At 61.0% G+C, this 20,277-nt stretch carries 18 protein-coding genes; 8 read left to right on the top strand and 10 right to left on the bottom strand.

The features are described from left to right. From ACA074_RS06685 to ACA074_RS06650, 8 genes are all read right to left on the bottom strand, one after another. Positions 1-591, bottom strand: a complete 591-nt coding sequence (locus ACA074_RS06685) for a YceI family protein (RefSeq protein ID WP_489878383.1) — start codon at positions 589-591, stop codon at positions 1-3. An 82-nt stretch (positions 592-673) separates the two neighbouring features. Then, the gene (locus ACA074_RS06680; protein ID WP_401266191.1) at positions 674-1,444 is read right to left on the bottom strand and encodes an IclR family transcriptional regulator; all 771 of its coding nucleotides are present in this window, start codon (positions 1,442-1,444) and stop codon (positions 674-676) included. A gap of 59 nt (positions 1,445-1,503) precedes the next feature. Beyond that, positions 1,504-2,961 (bottom strand): amidase, encoded by a 1,458-nt coding sequence (locus ACA074_RS06675; protein ID WP_497678657.1) that lies wholly within the window; start codon positions 2,959-2,961, stop codon positions 1,504-1,506. Beyond that, positions 2,958-4,268, bottom strand: coding sequence for a citrate-proton symporter (locus ACA074_RS06670; protein WP_401266132.1), 1,311 nt, complete (start codon positions 4,266-4,268; stop codon positions 2,958-2,960). Before ACA074_RS06670 ends, ACA074_RS06675 begins: the two co-directional genes overlap by 4 nt. Positions 4,269-4,348: 80 nt before the next feature. After that, a complete protein-coding gene (locus tag ACA074_RS06665) occupies positions 4,349-5,524 on the bottom strand; it encodes a M20 aminoacylase family protein (protein WP_497658865.1) in 1,176 nt (391 codons plus the stop codon). Positions 5,525-5,701: 177 nt separating this feature from the next. Next, entirely contained in the window at positions 5,702-5,998 is a 297-nt protein-coding gene (locus tag ACA074_RS06660) for an amidase (RefSeq protein WP_497678656.1), read from the bottom strand. After that, complete coding sequence (locus ACA074_RS06655; protein ID WP_497678655.1) at positions 5,995-7,074, bottom strand: serine hydrolase domain-containing protein; 1,080 nt, start codon at positions 7,072-7,074, stop codon at positions 5,995-5,997. The genes ACA074_RS06660 and ACA074_RS06655 overlap by 4 nt, the downstream gene beginning before the upstream one ends. 167 nt (positions 7,075-7,241) lie before the next feature. Then, a complete protein-coding gene (locus ACA074_RS06650) occupies positions 7,242-8,120 on the bottom strand; it encodes an acyl-CoA dehydrogenase middle domain-containing protein (RefSeq protein ID WP_497678654.1) in 879 nt (292 codons plus the stop codon). Between the two features lie 153 nt (positions 8,121-8,273). Here ACA074_RS06650 and olsB point away from each other — a divergent pair, with 153 nt between their 5' ends. Both olsB and ACA074_RS06640 read left to right on the top strand, forming a co-directional pair. Then, positions 8,274-9,029, top strand: coding sequence for an L-ornithine N(alpha)-acyltransferase (gene olsB / locus ACA074_RS06645; protein ID WP_187681165.1), 756 nt, complete (start codon positions 8,274-8,276; stop codon positions 9,027-9,029). Continuing rightward, positions 9,029-9,820 (top strand): lysophospholipid acyltransferase family protein, encoded by a 792-nt coding sequence (locus ACA074_RS06640; RefSeq protein ID WP_489878379.1) that lies wholly within the window; start codon positions 9,029-9,031, stop codon positions 9,818-9,820. The genes olsB and ACA074_RS06640 overlap by 1 nt, the downstream gene beginning before the upstream one ends. Before the next feature lie 172 nt (positions 9,821-9,992). Here ACA074_RS06640 and ACA074_RS06635 read toward each other — a convergent pair whose 3' ends face one another. Then, positions 9,993-10,577: an acyl carrier protein phosphodiesterase gene (locus tag ACA074_RS06635; protein WP_489878378.1), complete on the bottom strand. Its 585-nt coding sequence runs from the start codon at positions 10,575-10,577 to the stop codon at positions 9,993-9,995. A gap of 170 nt (positions 10,578-10,747) precedes the next feature. Between ACA074_RS06635 and ACA074_RS06630 the strand changes: the two genes are divergently transcribed. The 3 genes from ACA074_RS06630 to ACA074_RS06620 are packed head-to-tail and all read left to right on the top strand — an operon-like array spanning position 10,748 to position 13,331. Next, positions 10,748-11,050, top strand: coding sequence for an ArsR/SmtB family transcription factor (locus ACA074_RS06630; protein ID WP_489878377.1), 303 nt, complete (start codon positions 10,748-10,750; stop codon positions 11,048-11,050). A 34-nt stretch (positions 11,051-11,084) separates the two neighbouring features. Further along, on the top strand, positions 11,085-12,251 hold the full coding sequence (locus ACA074_RS06625; RefSeq protein WP_497678653.1) for an MFS transporter: 1,167 nt from the start codon (positions 11,085-11,087) through the stop codon (positions 12,249-12,251). A 30-nt stretch (positions 12,252-12,281) separates the two neighbouring features. Next, positions 12,282-13,331 carry an alkene reductase gene (locus ACA074_RS06620; protein WP_497678652.1) on the top strand — a complete coding sequence of 350 codons (1,050 nt, stop codon included), beginning with the start codon at positions 12,282-12,284 and terminating at the stop codon, positions 13,329-13,331. Positions 13,332-13,548: 217 nt separating this feature from the next. Here the strand turns inward: ACA074_RS06620 and emhR are convergent, their stop codons facing one another. Further along, complete coding sequence (emhR, locus tag ACA074_RS06615; protein ID WP_187681160.1) at positions 13,549-14,181, bottom strand: efflux system transcriptional repressor EmhR; 633 nt, start codon at positions 14,179-14,181, stop codon at positions 13,549-13,551. A 266-nt stretch (positions 14,182-14,447) separates the two neighbouring features. Between emhR and emhA the strand changes: the two genes are divergently transcribed. Genes emhA through emhC form a run of 3 tightly spaced genes read left to right on the top strand, consistent with a single transcriptional unit; the run spans position 14,448 to position 20,215 of the window. Continuing rightward, a complete protein-coding gene (emhA, locus tag ACA074_RS06610) occupies positions 14,448-15,605 on the top strand; it encodes an efflux RND transporter periplasmic adaptor subunit EmhA (RefSeq protein ID WP_497658860.1) in 1,158 nt (385 codons plus the stop codon). Between the two features lie 3 nt (positions 15,606-15,608). Next, positions 15,609-18,758 carry an efflux RND transporter permease subunit EmhB gene (gene emhB / locus ACA074_RS06605; RefSeq protein WP_497678651.1) on the top strand — a complete coding sequence of 1,050 codons (3,150 nt, stop codon included), beginning with the start codon at positions 15,609-15,611 and terminating at the stop codon, positions 18,756-18,758. Beyond that, the gene (gene emhC, locus ACA074_RS06600; RefSeq protein ID WP_497678650.1) at positions 18,755-20,215 is read left to right on the top strand and encodes an efflux RND transporter outer membrane subunit EmhC; all 1,461 of its coding nucleotides are present in this window, start codon (positions 18,755-18,757) and stop codon (positions 20,213-20,215) included. The genes emhB and emhC overlap by 4 nt, the downstream gene beginning before the upstream one ends. The last annotated feature ends 62 nt before the right edge of the window (positions 20,216-20,277 follow it).

The raw sequence follows: 20,277 nt of genomic DNA, 5'->3' as shown, positions 1-20,277 counted from the left end.
TCAGCGCGCCGTGAAGATCAGCACCGCACCCACCGGCACCGACAGACTGATGGCCGACAGATCGGCCAGTTTGCGCAGGCTTTCCAGCCCCGGGACGAGATCGAAATCCTCGGCGTTGATTACCAGCGGCTCCAGCGTCACCACTTGAAAACGCCGGTCATCGAGACGCGTCGCCAGCAGTTCGGCCGGGTATTCGTGCTGCTTGCCGTGCAGGTTGACGGTCAGCGGCAGGCGCAATTCAAGCTGCGCGCCGGGGGCCAGGTCGTTGATCGGGCGCAGGTCGATCTGAGTGGTGATGGTCGCGTCGGGAAACTGCTCGATCTGGAACAGCTCCTTGCGCATCCGCTCATCGCGCAGCGGGATGCCGCTGTTGATCGAGTCCAGTTCGACTTCGACCTCGGCGCGACCGTTAGGGTCGACTTTGCCGTGCAGCACCAGAAAGCGCTGCACTTCGGAAACATGGGCGTTTTTCGTGCTGACGAACGACAGCCGCGATGACTCGCCGTCCAGATACCAATTGGCCTGCGCCGGCAGCGCGGCGGCGGCCAGCAGCAGGCTGGCGAAGGCATTACAGAGGGAGCGGTTGAACATTGAAGACTCGTGGGGTCGATGAACCTGAGCCGAACATTAACCGCCCGTGGATGTATTGCAAACCGTGGAGCGTAAAAGACTGTCAGGCCAATGCTTGCTGCACATCACCAATGGTCGCCGCCAGGCTATTGAGGTGCAGGCTCAACACCCGCTCCACCGGCGCCTGATCCATCGGCCAGTGCAATGCCATGCTGCCGACCAGTCGCCCTTGCGCACGGATCGGCAACGCCACCGCACGAATCAGAAACGGCAAGCGCACCGGGTATTCCCAGTAACCTTCGGTGCGCTGGCCAAAGCCCTGCTGCAACGCCGACTCGGTGGCCTGTAACAGACCTTCATCGCTCAACTGCTCGCGTTCGGCTAAGCGTTCGACCTCATGGCTGTCGAGTTCACCCAGACACGCTCGGCCCATCGCCGAATGAAACAGGCTGGCGTGATGCCCGACGATCTGGCAGTTGTTCGGATAGCGTTTGCGCAGTACCTGCGGGATCGCACTTTCCATGACTTCAACCCGCTCACCGTCGAAGCACGACAAGTCCGCGACCAGCCCGGTGCGTTCGCTCAACTCAAGCAACATCGGCGCCGCACTCTCCACCAGATGCCGCTTGAAACGCTGCTGACGATCACCGAACAGGCGCTTGGCGCACAGGCGATATCGCCGGTCGCTGAGGCCGCGGTAGATCCAGCCCTGCTCCTGCAAGGTCGCGAGCATCCGCGACACCGTGGCTTTGGGCAGCGTCGTCAGGTAGTGCAACTCCTCCAGCCCCAACGCCTGATGCTCGCCGAGCAACTCGACGATCGCCAGCGCCCGTTCGACCGAGCGCACGCTGCCGGTGTCTGCCTTGCTGCCCATAGGATCGACCTCCATGGTTACGAATGGATGATCACTTTTTGCAGCAAGATACGAGCCGCTCAGGCCGGTTGCAGGCATGGCGGCGGGCGCCGTTCGACCCAGCGGGTCATTTTTTCGTGGGCGTAGGCCAGTTGCAAAACCGCACGATCCGCCTGGGCCGGACCAATGATTTGCAGGCCCATCGGCAACCCCGCCGGGTTGAAACCGACCGGCACACTCATGCTCGGCAGTCCCGCCAATGTCGGGCCGATGACCACCTCCATCCAGCGGTGATAGGTGTCCATGGCGCGCCCACCAACGACGCGCGGCCACGGCTGTTGTGCATCAAAAGGGAACACTTGGGCGGTGGGCAGCAGCAGGAAATCGTAACGTTCGAACAGTTTGCTTAGCGCGCAATACCACTCGCTGCGCGCGACCGATGCCTGATAAACGTCGGCGGCGCTCAGACGCAATCCACCCTCCACTTCCCACTGCGCTTCAGGCTTGAGCAGTTCGCGTTTGCGCGGGTCGGCATACGCCGCGCCGAGGCTGCCTTGCACCAGAAAGTGCCGATGGGTCAGCCAGGTCTGCCACAAGCGCTGCATGGAAAAATCCGGCTGGCAGGCTTCGACCTGACAACCCAGCGCAGTGAAATCCGCCAGCGCCGATTCGCACAGACTCAGCACGCCGTCGTCCATCGGCAGATAGCCGTTGTAGTCGCCGAGCCAGCCGATACGCACGCCGGTGAAATCCCTTTGCAGCCCTTCGGCAAACTCCTGCGGTTGATCCTTCAGCGACAGCGGTACGCGCGAGTCGTAACCGGCCTGCGTCGACAGCAGCCGTGCGACGTCAGTAACGCTGCGGCCCATCGGGCCTTCGGTGGCCAGTTGCTGGACGAACACTTCAGGCCCCGGCCCGTGGGGCACGCGGCCCTGTGACGGGCGAAAGCCGAAGACGTTATTGAACGCCGCCGGGTTGCGCAGCGAGCCCATCATGTCGCTGCCATCGGCCACCGGCAGCAAACGCAGGGCCAGCGCCACCGCCGCCCCGCCGCTGCTGCCGCCGGCAATCAAGCTCGGGTCATAGGCGTTGGTGGTGGTGCCGAACACCGTGTTGTAGGTCTGCGAACCGAGGCCGAATTCCGGCACGTTGGTCTTGCCGATGATGATCGCGCCGCACGCGCGTACACGGGCCACGCTGATCGCGTCATGCTGAGGCACTTGCTCGGCGAACAGCGGCGAGCCCATGGTGGTGCGCAAACCGGCGGTGGCGGCCAGATCCTTGATCGCCTGTGGCATGCCGTGCATCCAGCCGCGAGACTGGCCGCGATCCAGTTGGCGGTCGCACTCATCAGCCTCGCGAAGCAGGTCTTCATCAGCACGCAACGACACCAGCGCATTGACCGACGGATTGAAGCGCTCGATGTGCGCCAGATACGCCTGCATCACTTCGCGACACGACACCTGTCGCGTATGAATTGCCCGGGACAGCGCATCGGCGTCGAGGGCGACAATCGGGTGGATGGCTAACGGGCTCACGGTTTCACTCCCACATTGAGCGCGACGGGTTTCTTCGCGCGCGGCGCTTCTTGCAAGCAGTAAGTACCGAGCAGGGTCAGCAGGCAAGCGAACAACACGTAGAAGGCTGGCGCTACCGGCGTGTTCAAGACTTTGCTCAGCCAGGTGACGATCAACGGTGCGAAACCACCGAACAGCATCACCGCTACGTTGTAGGCCACCGAGACGCCGGTTGAGCGCACTTCGATGGGAAACTGCTCGGCCAGCGCGGTCGGGGCCGGGCCGAAGAAGCCGCCAATGGCACTGCACAGCAACAGTTGCATCACCAGCAGACGCTCGATCGACGGCGCAGCCGCCACCCACACATACAGCGGATAGACCATAACGAAAAACGCCAGGGTGAAAGCCATCAACACGGGCCGCCGCCCCACGCGATCCGACAGCGCGCCGGACAACGGAATCACCACGGTCATCAGCGCCACGGCGAGCATCTGCACCAGCAACACCTGATCCAGTGGCAGACCGAGATTGGTGTGGGCGAAGGTCGGCATGTTCACCAGCACCACGTAGAACGACACCGTGGCCCCGCACGCCAGTCCCATCGACACCAGCAGACTGCGGCGATGTTCGCGGATCACCTGCCACAAGCCCGGTGCCGCACCTTTGGCTTGCTTGCGCGCTTCGAGGAATTCTTCCGGTTCTTCCATGTGCTTGCGAATCCACAAGCCGACCGGGCCGATCAACAGACCGAGCACGAACGGGATCCGCCAGCCCCAGGTGTCCAGCGCCTCAGGCGTAAACAGGTGGGTGACCAACGCCACCATCGCCGCGCCAGCAAACACTGCCAGACATTGCCCGACCAGTTGCCACGAACCATAAAGCCCCTTGCGATGGGCCGGCGCGCTTTCCACCAGAAACGCCGTGGCGCTGGCGTATTCACCGCCGGTAGCAAAGCCTTGAAGCATCCGCGCGACGACGATCAGCAACGGCGCGCCCATGCCGATGGCAGCGTAGTTCGGCGCAAAAGCGATCAGCGCAATGGACACGGTCATCAGCCGGATGATCATCTGCATCGCCGCTTTGCGGCCCTTGCGGTCGGCATACATGCCGAGCAGGATGCCGCCCACCGGGCGCATGAAGAAGCCGACGCCGAAGGTCGCCAGCGCCATCAACAGCGAGGCGTAGCCATCTTCGGAGGGAAAAAATTGCCGGGCGATGATGCTCGCCAGAAAGCCGTAAACGATGAAGTCATACCATTCCAGCGCATTGCCGATAACGGCGGCGACCACTTGCCGGGTACGCGAAACGCCTGTGCTCGAAGCCTGCATGGGGAATTCTCCAAAAGCTGTTGGGTGATGACCCGCGCGCCAGGGCGCCCGGGGTTCAGCGGCAGCAGAAAGTGAAGAAATCAGGCCGGCTTGAGCCAGCTCTCGGTCAGCGCGCCCCAATACGCCGCGCCGGTCAGCAGGATGTCGTCATTAAAGTCATACGCGGGGTTGTGCACCATCGGCCGCGACACGCCGTTGCCGATAAACAGATACGCGCCGGGGCAACGCTGGAGCATCCAGGCAAAGTCTTCGCTGCCCATCAATTTTGGGGTGTTGCCGTCGACGGCGTCGGCGCCGACCAACTCGACGCCAACCTGCCGGGCGAACTCGGTTTCGGCGGCGTGGTTGACCAGCACCGGGTAGGCCGGGCGGTGTTCGATGTGCGAGGTGCAGCCGAAACTTTCGGCCTGGGTTTCAATGATCGAGCGCACGCGGTCGAGAGTCTGTACCCGCACTTCAGCGTTGAGCGCACGCAGGCTCAGGCGCAGGATCGCCTGTTGCGGAATGACGTTGGCCGCCTCCCCTGCTTGCAGCGCACCGACCGTTACCACTGCCGCCTGTTGCGCATCGATGTTGCGCGAAACAACGGTTTGCAGGGCCATGACAGCGCTCGCCGCCGCAACCAGCGGATCAACTGCCAAATGCGGCATCGAACCGTGGCCGCCGACGCCTTCGATGGTCACGGTGAGCAAATCCTGCGACGCCATCATCGGCCCTTCGCGAAAGCCCAGGTGCCCGGCAGGCAGGCCCGGCATGTTGTGCATGCCGAACAGCGCATCGCACGGGAAACGTTCGAGCAGGCCATCGGCAAGCATCGCTTCGGCGCCGCCCTGGCCCTCTTCGGCGGGTTGAAAAATCAGCGTGAGGGTGCCGTCGAACTGGCGGGTTGCGGCCAGATAACGCGCGGCGCCGAGGAGCATCGCGGTATGCCCGTCGTGACCGCAGGCGTGCATGCAGCCCTGATGCTGGCTGCTGTAGGCGACGCCGGTGTTTTCGATGATCGGCAAGGCGTCCATGTCGGCGCGCAGACCGAGTTTTCGCGAGCTGCTGCCGTTGCGCAGCACACCGACCACGCCGGTCTTGCCGATGCCGGTATGGACTTCGTAACCCCAGCTTTCGAGCGATTGGGCGACCAGCGCCGAAGTGCGATTTTCCTCGAAGCCGAGTTCGGGGTGAGCGTGAATGTCCTGGCGGGTGGCGTGCAGGTCGCTGGCCACGTCGTTGAGCCAGGCCAGAATGTGCTGATGTCGGGGCATGACGGTTCTCCTCGCGCGGGTGTTCCCGGTCTTTTTGTTCGGTCAGATTTCACGACACGTACAAGGCAGGTCGTGCTCACCGCCAGATAACCGCGAGATGCGCGCGAGGACAATCGAATGTGGTTCCGCAGAGTGGAACCTGACTTCATCGAACTCCTACAGGGGGATTGGGTTTTTTCAAGGATTGAGACGACAGCCCTGGCGCTCGCTCAGCCATTGGGCTTTGTTTGTGCGGCCCATGCCGCTGACGGTGATGGTTTTGCTGGCAGATTCATCGGAAAAACCACTGGTCGGCAGCCACTGTTTCACATAGCCACGGCAATACTCGGCGTCGTTATTCATCACGTAGCGGCACGAACAATATTCCTTGGCGGTGTAGGCGCTGATGATGTCGGGGAAGGCCCACAAATTTTCGCGCTCGTACCCGATCCAGCCGAGCAACAGCACAAGCAACACCAGCAACAACCGCTTCATGGCTGCACCGCCTTCAGTACACGCTTGAGCAATTCGTTGTGCCGGTAGCTGCCGTCACGATCATCGGCGTAGCGCACGATCACCAGTTTTTCGCTGGGAATCACGTACAGCGCCTGCCCCCAATGGCCAAGGGCGGCGTAGGTGTCGGGCGATGCATCGGGCCATGGCGATGCGGTGCCATCCACCGGGCGATTGAGCCACCACTGGCCGCCGGGTACGGCTTCGTCCTGCTGGGCCTTGTAACCGGCGAACGGCTTGAGGTTGAAGGCGACCCAGTCCTTGGGCAGCAACTGCCGATCATTCCAGCGTCCGTCGCGGACCATCAACAGACCGACTCGCGCCAGATCCCGCGCGGTGAGATAGGCGTAAGACGAAGCGACAAAAGTGCCGCTCGCATCCGTCTCCCACACCGCGCTACGAATGCCCAAAGGCTCGAACAGGGCTGTCCACGGATAGTCGGGATAACGCTGCGGGCCGACGATGGATTTCAACGCGGCCGCCAGCAGATTGCTGTCGCCGCTGGAATAACGGAAGGCCTGCCCCGGTTCCGCATAGGCATCGTGATCGGCAGTGAACGCGGCCATGTCGCGATGGCCACGGGTGTAAAGCATCGCCACCACCGAGGATTTCAGCGGGGCGTATTCGTAGTCTTCCTGCCAGTCGATTCCCGAGGCCCAGTGCAGCAGATCCGCGAGGGTGATGGCCGGGTGTTTTTCCAGCGCCGGGTAGAACTTCACGGCGGCGTCTTCAAGTTTGAACAGACCTTCGCCGTAAGCCACACCGAGCACGGTGGCCATCAGGCTTTTGCTGATCGACCAGGTCAAGTGCGGGGTGTCGGCGGTGGTCGGGCCGGCGTAGCGTTCATAGATGACTTGGCCATCGCGGATGATCAGCAAGGCGTCGGTGCGGATGCCTTGGCGGGTGGTGTCGTCGCGGGGAGGGAAGGCGTAGGTCTCAAGGTCTTTAATCGCTGTAATCTGCGGGCCGACCGGCCATTGCTCGCCGGGCCATTGCACATTGGAGGCCTGAACCGTGGAGCTGATCAGCAGCAGAAGCAGGGACAGGCCTTTGAACATGGTGAGGGCTCTTGGGGAGAACCTGCTGAGGGTAGTCGGGGTTTATGACAGATGTGTAGTGATGTTGAGGCCGCCTTCGCGAGCAGGCTCGCTCCCACAGTTCGATCGCATTCCAACTGAAGAAACTCGGTTAACTGTGGGAGCGAGCCTGCTCGCGAAGAGGCCGGTCAGGCCTGCGCCAAAGCCTTGGCCAGCCGCTTGGCCCTGGCGCCCGAAGCCAATTGCATCACCGACTGATCGCGCTGCCACATCGCCGCCCAGTCCGAATTGCCGCCAGCCAACGCCTGATCGATCTCCGGTTTCAACGAATCAAACTGCGCAAACAATCCACCCAACAACACATGCCCGGCCGGATTGTTCGGCGGCTGCCGACTCATTTCCGCGCACCCGGCCAACAACGCCAGCAAACGCAATTGCAGTATCTGTGGCCAGTCGCTTTCCTGCCCGACGCCATACAGCCAAGCGGTCATCGCACTCAGCACATAGACATCTTCCAGCGTGCGAAACGGTTTGACGTAAGCATCCCAACCGTCCCCCGCAAGTAACTCGCACAAGGCGCCGTCGAGGTGCAGCCGGCCATGGCTGATGTCCGGCATCAGCGGCAGTGGCGGCAGTTTTTCCACCGTTACGCCGGGCTCACCGGGATACACCACCCCCAGACTCAGGCGCGGCGTTTCGCCGGGTTCTTCGCTGCGCGCGGCAATCAGCAGCCAGTCCGCCGCATCGCCGGCGGTGACGAAATCCTTGCGGCCGCTCAGGCGCAAATCAGTCAGCCGGGTCTGCATATCGGCCGGGCGCAAGCTGCGCTGTTCCGTTGCACACAGCGCGCCGAGGCTCAGCGGTGCACTCGGCCACAGCATGCGCAACGCCGCCTGATAACCGACCAGAAACGCCAGCCCCGGCGTCGCCATCCGCCGCCCGCCCGCCACCGCCAATTCGAATGGCGTGACGTTGCCCAGTTGATGCAACAACGTCGCAAAACCCTCCGCCAGGTCAGCCACGGCGGGCAATCGTTCGCGGCTTTCGAGCAGATCTGACCAGGGCATAAGAGGCTCCTTGTGGGCTGTCATATAAGCATCACCAAACTTTCATGGCGATGACACCGGGGCTACATAGCCTGACTTTGCACAACACGGCTGCATAAAGAAAGTCGATCGGCTGCAACCCACGACGGGTTAAAGGCCCGTACGGAGATTCACATGACTCAGATCGCCCGCATCAGCGACACCGGCAATGAACGCCGTCTGCAAGCCGAACGCCTGATCGGCGCCGAGGCCTTGCAGCAAGCCCAAGCCTTGCGATTCAGCGTATTCAGCGGCGAATTCAACGCCAAGCTGAAAGGCGCAGAACTGGGTCTGGACATGGATGATTATGATGTTCACTGCAGCCACATCGGCGTGCGAGACCTGAACACCGGGCGCCTGGTGGCGACCACGCGGTTACTTGATCACACCGCCGCCAGCACCCTGGGCAAGTTCTACAGCGAAGAAGAATTCAGCCTGCATGGCCTCGCCCATTTGAAAGGCCCGATCCTCGAAATCGGCCGCACCTGCGTCGACCCGGCCTACCGCAACGGCGGCACCATCGCCGTGCTGTGGGGCGAACTCGCCGAAGTGTTGAATCAGGGCGGTTACAGCTACCTGATGGGTTGCGCGAGCATTCCGATGCAGGACGGCGGCGTGCAGGCCCACGCGATCATGCAGCGTCTGCGTGAACGTTATCTGTGCACCGAACACTTGCGCGCCGAGCCGAAAAAGCCGTTGCCGACTCTGGATATTCCATCGAACGTGATCGCCGAAATGCCGCCGCTGCTCAAAGCCTATATGCGTCTGGGCGCGAAGATCTGCGGCGAGCCGTGCTGGGATGAAGATTTCCAGGTCGCCGACGTGTTCATCCTGCTCAAGCGCGACGAGCTCTGCCCACGCTACGCCAAACACTTCAAGGCGGCCGTGTGATGAGTCGCCTGCGGGTGTACGCGCGGATCGCGCGAGTGCTATTGGTGGTCTCGCTGGGCTTGAGCATGGCCACTGTCTTCGGCGTGTTCGAACGCATTGGCCTGGCGCATTCGATGGAACGCCGCCAACGCTGGTCGCGCTTCTTCATGGCGCGCCTGAGCAATGCCCTGCCCTTTCGTGTGAGCGTTCACGGTGAGCTGCCAAAACAGCCGATGCTGTGGGTCAGCAACCACGTTTCCTGGACGGACATTCCGCTGCTCGGCATGCTCACGCCGCTGTCGTTTCTGTCCAAGGCCGAAGTACGCACCTGGCCGGTGGCCGGTTGGCTGGCGGCCAAGGCTGGCAGCCTGTTCATCCGTCGCGGTTCGGGCGACAGCCAGTTGATCCGCAAGCAGATGACCCGTCACCTGCAAACCGATCACTCGCTGCTGATGTTCCCGGAAGGCACCACCACCGACGGCCGTTCGCTGCGTACCTTTCACGGTCGCTTGCTGTCGGCGGCGATTGATTCGCAAGTGATGCTGCAACCGGTGGCAATCCGTTATCTGCGTGACGGCGAAATCGATGCGCTGGCGCCGTTCATTGGTGACGATGATTTGCTGTCGCACCTGATGCGCTTGTTCAGCAATGATTGCGGGGATGTTGAGGTTCATCTGCTCAAGCCGATTGCATGCGAAGGCCGGGAGCGTGCGGCGCTGGCGTTTGAAGCGCAGCAGGCGGTGCAGAAGGTGTTGTTTGGGGCGATCCCGGAAAAACAACAAGCCCCGATGCGTCCGGCTATCGCGGCCTGAATACCCGAGCGCATACGCATGATCATTGTGGTGAGGGGATTTATCCCCGATCGGCTGCGCAGCAGTCGCAAATTTATGCACGCGATTTACCTGGCGAACCGCGATTGCAGAATTTGGGGCCGCTGCGCGACCCGTCGGGGATAAATCCCCTCACCACAGGCTCATTCCTACATTAGATTTTCTGTAATCCGCAGTTCTGGGCAAAATCCTGAAGCTGCGGGTAGAACAACGCAAAGTCTCCACTGAGCGGCTCATACAACCGCCGCAACTCCTGCATCGCCCCCGCCAACTCTTCCGGCCGGGTCAGGCGCCGGGAGATCCCGCGCAACACCTGCTCCAGCACTTCAAACTCCTGATACGACCCCAACCAGTCATTGGCGACCATGTGCGGCGCAATCTTCGCCAGTCGCTCGGGCAGTTGCTGCTCGCGAGACAACACGCGATAAACATCAGCGGTGAACTGCTCCAACGGCTGATCGGCGTACAACCTCCAGTCCCGCGCCAGGCAATGGTCGAAAAACACATCAAGGACGATCCCCGCGTAACGTCGCCGGGTCTCGGAAAATCGCCCCAGCGCGATATCCACCAAAGGATGGCGATCGGTAAAAACGTCAATCCGTCGGTGCAGTTGAATGGCCGCCTCGAGCTCCGGAGCAAACTGCCCTTGCAGCCGACCTTTGACGAAATCGCCATACAGGCTGCCGAGTAATTGCTCGGGGCGCTGGCCACCGAGGTGCAAATGTGCGAGATAGTTCATGGGCGCAGCTTAGCACTGCGCCTTCGTTTCAATACACTCAACGCATCGTTATAACCCGATATACCGATTTACGCGGTCGTAAGATCAAATTCATATTGGTATATCGCGAAGTACCGATTTAAAGTTCGCCTCATCGCGATATAGCGCTACAGACATCACGAGCCCAAGCCATGAACATCGACCTCGACGAAATAATAAAAGCCCTGGCACACCCAGTACGGCGAGACATCCTCAACTGGTTGAAAGATCCCAAAGCCGAGTTCCCGGAACAGATCCACAACCACGAGTACGGCATCTGCGCCGGGCAAATCGATCAACGCTGCGGCCTGTCGCAGTCGACGGTTTCCGCCCATCTGGCAACCCTGCAACGCGCCGGGTTGATCAGCAGCCAGAAAGCCGGTCAATGGCACTTTTTCAAACGTAACGAGGACGTGATCCAGACGTTCCTCAGCACCCTCAGTAAAGAGCTCTGACCCTTAACGTCAGCCAGCCCACAAGGAATCAACGATGCCCCTCTCGCTACTCATACTCGCCTTGAGCGCCTTCGCCATCGGCACCACCGAGTTCGTCATCATGGGCTTGCTGCCCGATGTGGCGGCCGACCTCGGTGTGTCGATCCCCGGCGCCGGCTGGCTGGTGACCGGTTACGCCCTGGGCGTGGCCATTGGTGCACCGTTCATGGCACTGGCCACCGCCAAACTGCCGCGCAAGGCTGCTCTGGTAGCGTTGATGGGCATTTTCATCGTCGGCAACCTGCTTTGCGCCATCGCCAGTGACTACAACGTGCTGATGTTTGCCCGTGTCGTCACCGCGCTGTGCCACGGTGCGTTCTTCGGTATCGGTTCGGTAGTGGCCGCAGGTCTGGTGGCACCGAACAAACGCGCTTCGGCAGTCGCTTTGATGTTCACCGGTTTGACCCTGGCGAACGTCCTTGGCGTGCCGCTGGGCACCGCGTTGGGTCAGGAGGCCGGCTGGCGTTCGACCTTCTGGGCAGTGACGGTGATTGGTGTGATCGCACTGATCGGCCTGATCCGTTTCCTGCCGGCCAAGCGTGACGAAGAAAAACTCGACATGCGCGCCGAACTCGCCGCCCTCAAAGGCGCCGGTATCTGGCTGTCGCTGAGCATGACCGCGCTGTTTGCAGCGTCCATGTTTACCCTCTTCACCTACGTTGCCCCGCTGCTCGGCGATGTCACTGGTGTCTCGCCAAAAGGCGTGACCTGGACCCTGCTGTTGATCGGCCTCGGTCTGACTGTTGGCAACATCATCGGCGGCAAACTGGCGGACAAACGCCTCGGCGCCACGCTGATCGGCGTGTTCGTGTCGATGGCCGTGGTCTCCACCGTGCTGAGCTGGACCAGCGTCGCGCTGATCCCGACTGAAATCACCCTGTTCCTCTGGGCCACCGCTTCTTTTGCTGCCGTACCGGCACTGCAAATCAACGTAGTGACCTTCGGCAAGGCGGCGCCGAACCTGGTGTCGACCCTGAACATCGGCGCGTTCAACGTCGGCAACGCCCTCGGCGCCTGGGTCGGTGGCAGCGTCATCGCCCACGGCTTCGGTCTGACCAGCGTGCCTCTGGCTGCAGCAGCGTTGGCGGTACTCGCCCTGCTGGTGACCCTGATTACTTTCCGTCAGAACGGCAATGCCGATCTGGCCCCGGCTACCCACTGATTAACCACTTCACTGACGAGGGTTGTACACATGGCAACTATTTTCGATCCGATCAAACTGGGCGACGTCGAGCTGTCCAACCGCATCATCATGGCGCCGCTGACCCGCTGCCGCGCCGACGAAGGCCGCGTGCCGAACGCGCTGATGGCCGAGTACTACGTGCAACGCGCCTCGGCTGGCCTGATCCTCAGCGAAGCCACTTCGGTGACGCCGATGGGCGTCGGCTACCCGGACACCCCGGGCATCTGGTCCAACGATCAGGTGCGCGGCTGGTCCAACGTCACCAAAGCCATTCACGGCGCTGGCGGCAAGATCTTCCTGCAACTGTGGCACGTCGGCCGGGTCTCCCACCCGTCGTACCTGAACGGCGAAGCGCCGGTCGCCCCAAGCGCCATCCAGCCTAAGGGCCACGTCAGCCTGGTGCGCCCAATGGCCGACTACCCTACCCCGCGTGCTCTGGAAACCGCTGAGATCGCCGACATTGTCGACGCCTACCGCACCGGTGCCGAAAACGCCAAAGCCGCCGGTTTCGACGGTGTAGAAATCCACGGTGCCAACGGCTACCTGCTCGACCAGTTCCTGCAAAGCAGCACCAACCAGCGCACCGATAACTACGGTGGCTCGCTGGAAAACCGTGCCCGCCTGTTGCTGGAAGTGACTGACGCCGCCATCGAAGTCTGGGGCGCCGGCCGTGTCGGTGTACACCTGGCACCGCGTGCCGACTCCCATGACATGGGCGACGACAATGTGGCTGAAACCTTCACTTACGTGGCTCGCGAGCTGGGCAAACGTGGCATCGCCTTCATCTGCTCCCGTGAGAAAGAAGGCGCCGACAGCCTCGGCCCGCAACTGAAAGAAGCGTTCGGCGGCCCGTACATCGCCAACGAGCGCTTCACCAAGGACAGCGCCAACGCGTGGCTGGCCAGCGGCAAGGCTGACGCCGTGGCGTTCGGTGTGCCGTTCATTGCCAACCCGGATCTGCCGGCGCGTTTGAAGGCCGATGCACCGCTCAATGAAGCTCGCCCAGAGCTGTTCTACGCGAAAGGCCCGGTCGGCTACATCGACTATCCGACGCTGTAAGCGTTATTCAGTACGAGGCAGCAGAAACGCAAAAGCCCCGACTCGCAAGAGCCGGGGCTTTTTCTTGGGCGCCCGATAGGCAGGCAGCTAACAACCGTTCACACACACGACACAAAATCCCTACAAAATACGTAGCTCGCTACATATAAACTGCGCGCCGCGAACGTATAGAAAAGCAGGCCAATTGACACAAGCTGTGCCAATTACGCATTTTGTTTCATTTGCGCAGGCTGGGGCTCAGGCGCAGCATGTCCAACCCTGTATCGACCCAGCGCTCGGCTTCGGCGTGCAGTTCAAAGCTGTCTGGCGCCAACAGCCATCCATAGAGGAGGCCATCAATATAGGCATGAATGCTGATGGCTGCGCGGGCAGTGTCGAGATCGTCCGGCAACTGGCCGCGATTCACCGCATTACGCAGGGTCAGCCCGATACGCAGATTGCAATCGAGACTGGCCGCCCGGCGCTGTTGGCGCAAATCGCACATTTCATCGGTGAACTCGCACTTATGAAACAGAATTTCGTTGATGCGCCGGGTCTTCGGATCCAGCGCAACTTGATGAAACAAATGAATCAGCAGCTTGCGCATGCAGCCCAGCGGGTCGAGTTCGTCCTCGCTTTCACTGGCTTTGGCCAGTTCATCCAGCGGCTCATGCAAGCTGTCGAGCATGGCCTGGACCAGATCAGCCTTGTTGCTGAAATGCCAATAGATGGCGCCGCGAGTGACACCGGCCATTGTCGCGATATCCGCCAGGGTCGTGCGGGCCACGCCTCTTTCATAGAAGGCTTTCTCCGCCGCTTCCAGAATCTGGCTGCGGGTTTCTTGAGCTTCCTCTTTGGTACGACGGACCATGGCAGTAAAACCTCAAACAGGATGTCTCAGGGATGTCTGAATATCCGCTGAATAAAGAGGGGGCGATCTCTCGCGAATCGGCTCCCCGGCCTACAATTTCAAACCTTGCAACGACTTTTGTAACAGGGTGGGTACGCAGCCAAGGTATTTACAAACAACCATGAACGTAAGTATATTCCTTAGCAAGCTACTTATCCACCCAGCAAAATTTTTTTACCCTTACACACTTCTTGTGCGCTTCTCGCGCGCCTGACCCGAGGATCTTCATGCAATTCAAGCCAGCTGTTACCGCTCTGGTCACTGCCGTCGCCCTGGCATCGCTGCTCAGCGGATGTAAAAAGGAAGAAGCGGCCCCAGCCGCTCCGCCTCCTCAGGTCGGCGTCGTCACCCTTCAACCCCAAGCGTTCACCCTCACGTCTGAACTGCCGGGCCGCACCAGTGCGTTCCGCATCGCTGAAGTTCGACCGCAGGTCAACGGCATCATTCTCAAGCGTCTGTTCAAGGAAGGCGGCGACGTCAAAGCCGGCCAGCAGCTGTATCAGATCGATCCGTCGGTCTATGAAGCGACCCTGAAAAGCGCCGAAGCCAGCCTGCGTTCGACCAAGTCGATCTCCGACCGCTACAAGCAACTGGTCGATGAACAGGCCGTGAGCCGTCAGGAATACGACACCGCAGTGTCCAACCGCATGGAATCGGAAGCGTCGTTGCAGAGCGCGCAGATCAACGTGCGTTACACCAAGGTCTACGCGCCGATTTCCGGCCGTATCGGTCGCTCTTCGGTCACCGAAGGTGCGCTGGTCAGCAACGGCCAGACCGATGCGATGGCGACGATCCAGCAACTTGACCCGATCTACGTCGACGTAACCCAGTCCTCGGTGGAATTGCTGGAACTGCGCCGTGAGCTGGAAAGCGGTCGTCTGCAGAAAGCCGGCGACAACTCGGCGGCGGTCAAACTGACTTTGGAAGACGGCAGCCAGTACAAGCTCGACGGTAAGCTGGAATTCTCGGAAGTCACGGTCGACCCGACTACCGGCTCCGTGACCCTGCGTGCGGTATTCCCGAACCCGGATCACACCCTGCTGCCGGGCATGTTCGTCCGCGCCCAGTTGCAGGCCGGCGTCAACGCCGCCGCCATTCTGGCGCCGCAACAAGGCGTGACCCGTGACCTCAAAGGTACCCCGACCGCACTGGTCGTCGGCGCCGACAACAAGGTGGAGCTGCGTCAGCTCAAGGCCAGCCGCACCGTCGGCAGCCAGTGGTTGATCGAAGACGGCCTGAAAGCCGGCGATCGTCTGATCACCGAAGGGCTGCAATACGTCCGTCCGGGTGTGCAGGTAAACCCGAGCGAAGCGACTAACGTAGGCAAAAAGAACCCGGCCCCCGCTCAAGCAGCTGACAAAGCCGCTGGCGGCAAAGGGGAGTAACTCATGTCGAAATTTTTTATCGACCGTCCGATTTTCGCCTGGGTAATAGCCCTGGTGATCATGCTGGTCGGGGCTCTATCGATCCTCAAGTTGCCGATCAACCAATACCCGAGCATTGCGCCACCGGCCATTGCGATCTCCGTGACCTACCCGGGCGCTTCGGCGCAAACCGTGCAGGACACCGTGGTTCAGGTGATCGAGCAGCAGCTCAACGGTATCGACAACCTGCGTTATGTGTCGTCGGAAAGTAACTCCGACGGCAGCATGACCATCACCGCGACCTTCGAGCAAGGCACCAACTCCGACACCGCGCAGGTGCAGGTTCAGAACAAGCTGAACCTGGCCACCCCGCTGTTGCCGCAGGAAGTGCAGCAACAAGGTATCCGCGTGACCAAGGCAGTGAAAAACTTCCTTCTGGTGATCGGCGTGGTGTCGCGTGACGGCAGCATGAACAAGGACGACCTGTCCAACTACATCGTGTCGAACATGCAGGATCCGATCTCGCGGACTGCCGGTGTCGGTGACTTCCAGGTCTTCGGTGCCCAGTACGCGATGCGCATCTGGCTCGACCCGGCCAAGTTGAACAAGTACAACCTGACCCCGTCTGACGTGAGCACCGCGATCTCGGCGCAGAACGTTCAAGTTTCCTCCGGTCAACTCGGCGGTTTGCCAGCGCTGCCTGGCCAGCAACTGAACGCCACCATCATCGGCAAGACCCGTCTGCAAACGGCCGAGCAGTTCAAGGCGATCCTGCTGAAGGTCAACCAGGACGGTTCGCAAGTACGTGTCGGCGATGTCGCTGACGTGGGCCTGGGTGGTGAAAACTCCAGCATTTCTGCTCAGTTCAACGGCAGTCCGGCTTCCGGTCTGGCGGTAAAACTGGCCAACGGCGCCAACGCCCTCGACACCGCCAAAGCGCTGCGCAAGACGATTGACGATCTCAAGCCGTTCTTCCCGCAAGGCATGGAAGTGGTGTTCCCGTATGACACAACTCCAGTGGTGACCGAATCGATCAAGGGTGTGATTGAAACCCTGGTCGAAGCGATCGTGCTGGTGTTCCTGGTGATGTTCCTGTTCCTGCAGAACTTCCGCGCCACTGTCATCACCACGATGACCGTGCCGGTGGTATTGCTGGGTACGTTCGGCATCCTTGCCGCCGCAGGCTTCAGCATCAACACCCTGACCATGTTCGGTATGGTGCTGGCCATCGGCTTGCTGGTGGACGACGCCATTGTTGTGGTGGAAAACGTCGAGCGGGTGATGGCCGAAGAAGGCCTGTCACCGAAGGAAGCGACCAAGAAGTCCATGGGCCAGATCCAGGGCGCACTGGTCGGTATCGCCCTGGTTCTGTCGGCGGTACTGTTGCCGATGGCGTTCTTCAGCGGTTCCACCGGTGTGATCTACAAGCAGTTCTCGATCACCATCGTCTCGGCCATGGCCCTGTCGGTACTGGTTGCACTGATTTTCACCCCGGCGCTGTGCGCCACCATGCTCAAGCCCATTGCGAAAGGTGAGCACGGTACGCCGAAAAAAGGCTTCTTCGGCTGGTTCAACCGCAATTTCGACCGTGGCGTCAGAAGTTATGAGCGCGGTGTCGGCAATATGCTGCAGCGCAAGGCCCCGTACCTGCTGGCGTACTTGCTGATCGTCGTCGGCATGATCTGGCTGTTCACCCGCATCCCAACCGCGTTCTTGCCGGAAGAAGACCAGGGCGTACTGTTCGCTCAGGTACAAACCCCGGCCGGCTCCAGTGCCGAACGTACTCAAGTCGTGATCGACGAGATGCGTACCTACCTGCTGGATAAAGAAGCGGATGCGGTGTCCTCGGTGTTCACCGTGAACGGCTTCAACTTTGCCGGTCGTGGTCAGAGTTCCGGTCTGGCGTTCATCATGCTCAAGCCTTGGGGAGAGCGTGACGCAAACAACAGCGTGTTCGCACTCGCACAGCGTGCCCAGCAACACTTCTTCAGCTTCCGCGACGCGATGGTGTTTGCTTTCGCCCCGCCTGCGGTACTGGAGTTGGGTAACGCCACCGGTTTCGACGTGTTCCTGCAAGACCGTGCCGGTATCGGTCACGAAAAACTGATGGAAGCGCGTAACCAGTTCCTCGGCCTGGCGGCACAGAGCAAGGTGCTCTACCAGGTGCGTCCGAACGGCCTGAACGACGAACCGCAATACCATCTGGAAATCGACGACGAGAAAGCCCAGGCCCTTGGCTTGAGCCTCTCCGACATCAACAGCACCCTGTCGATCTCCTTCGGTAGTAGCTACGTCAACGACTTCATCGACCGTGGTCGGGTGAAGAAGGTTTACGTGCAAGGTCAGGCCGGTGCTCGCATGAGCCCTGAAGACCTGAAGAAATGGTACGTGCGCAACAGCGCCGGGACCATGGTGCCGTTCTCCGCTTTCGCCAAGGGCGAGTGGATCTACGGTTCGCCGAAACTGGCCCGATATAACGGCGTGGAAGCGATGGAGGTGCTCGGTTCTCCGGCACCGGGTTATTCCACCGGTGATGCGATGGCCGAAGTCGAAGCGATTGCCAAGAAGTTGCCGGCCGGTGTCGGTATCTCCTGGACGGGTCTGTCCTATGAGGAACGTCTGTCCGGCTCGCAAGCGCCTGCGCTGTACGCCCTGTCGCTGCTGATGGTGTTCCTGTGTCTGGCGGCGCTGTATGAAAGCTGGTCGATTCCGATCGCGGTCATGCTCGTGGTGCCGTTGGGGATCATCGGTGCGCTGATGGCCACCAGCCTGCGCGGTCTGTCCAACGACGTGTACTTCCAGGTGGGCCTGTTGACGACCATCGGTCTTGCGGCTAAAAACGCCATTCTGATCGTCGAATTCGCCAAAGAGCTGCACGAGCAAGGGCGCAGTCTGCGCGATGCGGCGATTGAAGCGTGCCGCATGCGTCTGCGACCGATCATCATGACGTCGCTGGCCTTCGTACTCGGTGTTGTACCGTTGGCGATCTCCACGGGCGCCGGCTCAGGCAGTCAACATGCGATCGGTACTGGCGTAATTGGCGGTATGCTCACGGCCACGATCCTGGCGATCTTCTGGGTCCCACTGTTCTTCGTCACTGTGTCGTCCATAGGCCAGCGCAAAAACGCCGACCAGGATGACACCAAAGAAACTCCTAAAGAGGCTGGCCAATGAGCAAGTCGCTACTCTCCATCGCAGTCGCCGCCTTCGTGCTGAGCGGTTGCTCGCTGATACCTGATTATCAGCAGCCCGAGGCTCCGGTCGCAGGCCAGTACCCGCAAGGGCCGGCGTACTCGCCGGCCCAGGCACCGGCGCAGGCCGCTGCCGAGCAGGGCTGGAAGCAGTTTTTCCATGACCCTGCCCTGCAACAGCTGATCCAGGTTTCGCTGGAAAACAACCGCGACCTGCGCGTCGCGGCACTGAACATCGACGCCTACGCGGCTCAATACCGCATCCAGCGCGCCGACCTGTTCCCGGCAGTTTCAGCCAATGCCAGCGGCAGCCGTCAGCGGGTGCCGGCGCGTGCCTCGCAGACCGGTGAAGCGGGCATCACCAGCTCCTACTCCGCCACTGTCGGCATCAGTGCCTACGAACTCGATCTGTTCGGTCGGGTTCGCAGCCTGAGCGAACAAGCGCTGCAACAATACTTCGCCACTGAAGAAGCACGCCGCAGCACCCAGATCAGTCTGGTTGCCAGCGTCGCCAATGCCTACTTGACCTGGCAAGCGGACAAAGAACTGTTCAAGCTGACTCAGGACACCCTCGGTGCCTTCGAAGAAAGCTACAAGCTGACCAGCCGCAGCAATGAAGTCGGTGTCGCGTCGGCACTGGATCTGGCGCAGTCGCGTACCTCGGTTGAAAACGCTCGTGCTCAACTGGCGCGTTATACCCGTCAGGTGGCTCAGGATGAAAACAGCCTGACCTTGCTGCTCGGCACCGGTATCCCGGCCAATCTGCAAGCGGCCAAACCGCTGTCTGACGACCTGCTCAGCGACGTTCCGGCCGGCCTGCCATCGGATCTGCTGCAACGTCGTCCGGACATCCTGCAAGCCGAGTACAACCTGAAGGCCGCCAACGCCAACATCGGCGCAGCCCGTGCAGCGTTCTTCCCGAGCATCAGCCTGACCGCCAACGCGGGTAGCCTGAGCCCGGACCTGTCCGGCCTGTTCAAGGGTGGTTCGGGGACGTGGCTGTTCCAGCCGCAGATCAACCTGCCGATCTTCAACGCCGGCAGCCTGCGCGCCAGCCTCGACTACGCCAAGATCCAGAAGGACATCGGCGTGGCGAACTACGAGAAGGCGATTCAAACCGGCTTCCAGGAAGTCGCCGACGGCCTGGCCGCGCGCCAGACCTACACCGAGCAGTTGCAGGCACAGCGCGACTTTGTGCAGGCCAACCAGGATTACTACCGCCTGGCCGAACGTCGCTATCGTATCGGCGTCGACAGCAACCTGACCTTCCTCGATGCCCAGCGTCAGCTGTTCAGCGCCCAACAAGCGCTGATCACCGACCGCCTCGCGCAGCTGACCAGTGCGGTCAACCTGTACAAGGCCCTGGGGGGTGGCTGGAATGCGCAAACCGCGCAGAACGAACCGCTGAAAGAAGAAGCACCGAAGATGAAGTTGTTCTGATTATCGGGTGAACACAAGGAGCCCACCTTTTGGTGGGCTTTTTGTTGTCTACCAGAAAGTGA

It is taken from the genome of Pseudomonas sp. LBUM1655 (genome assembly GCF_059716085.1).
The sequence above is the reverse complement of the archived record's forward strand: the minus strand, read 5'-3'. Positions and strand labels throughout refer to the sequence as shown.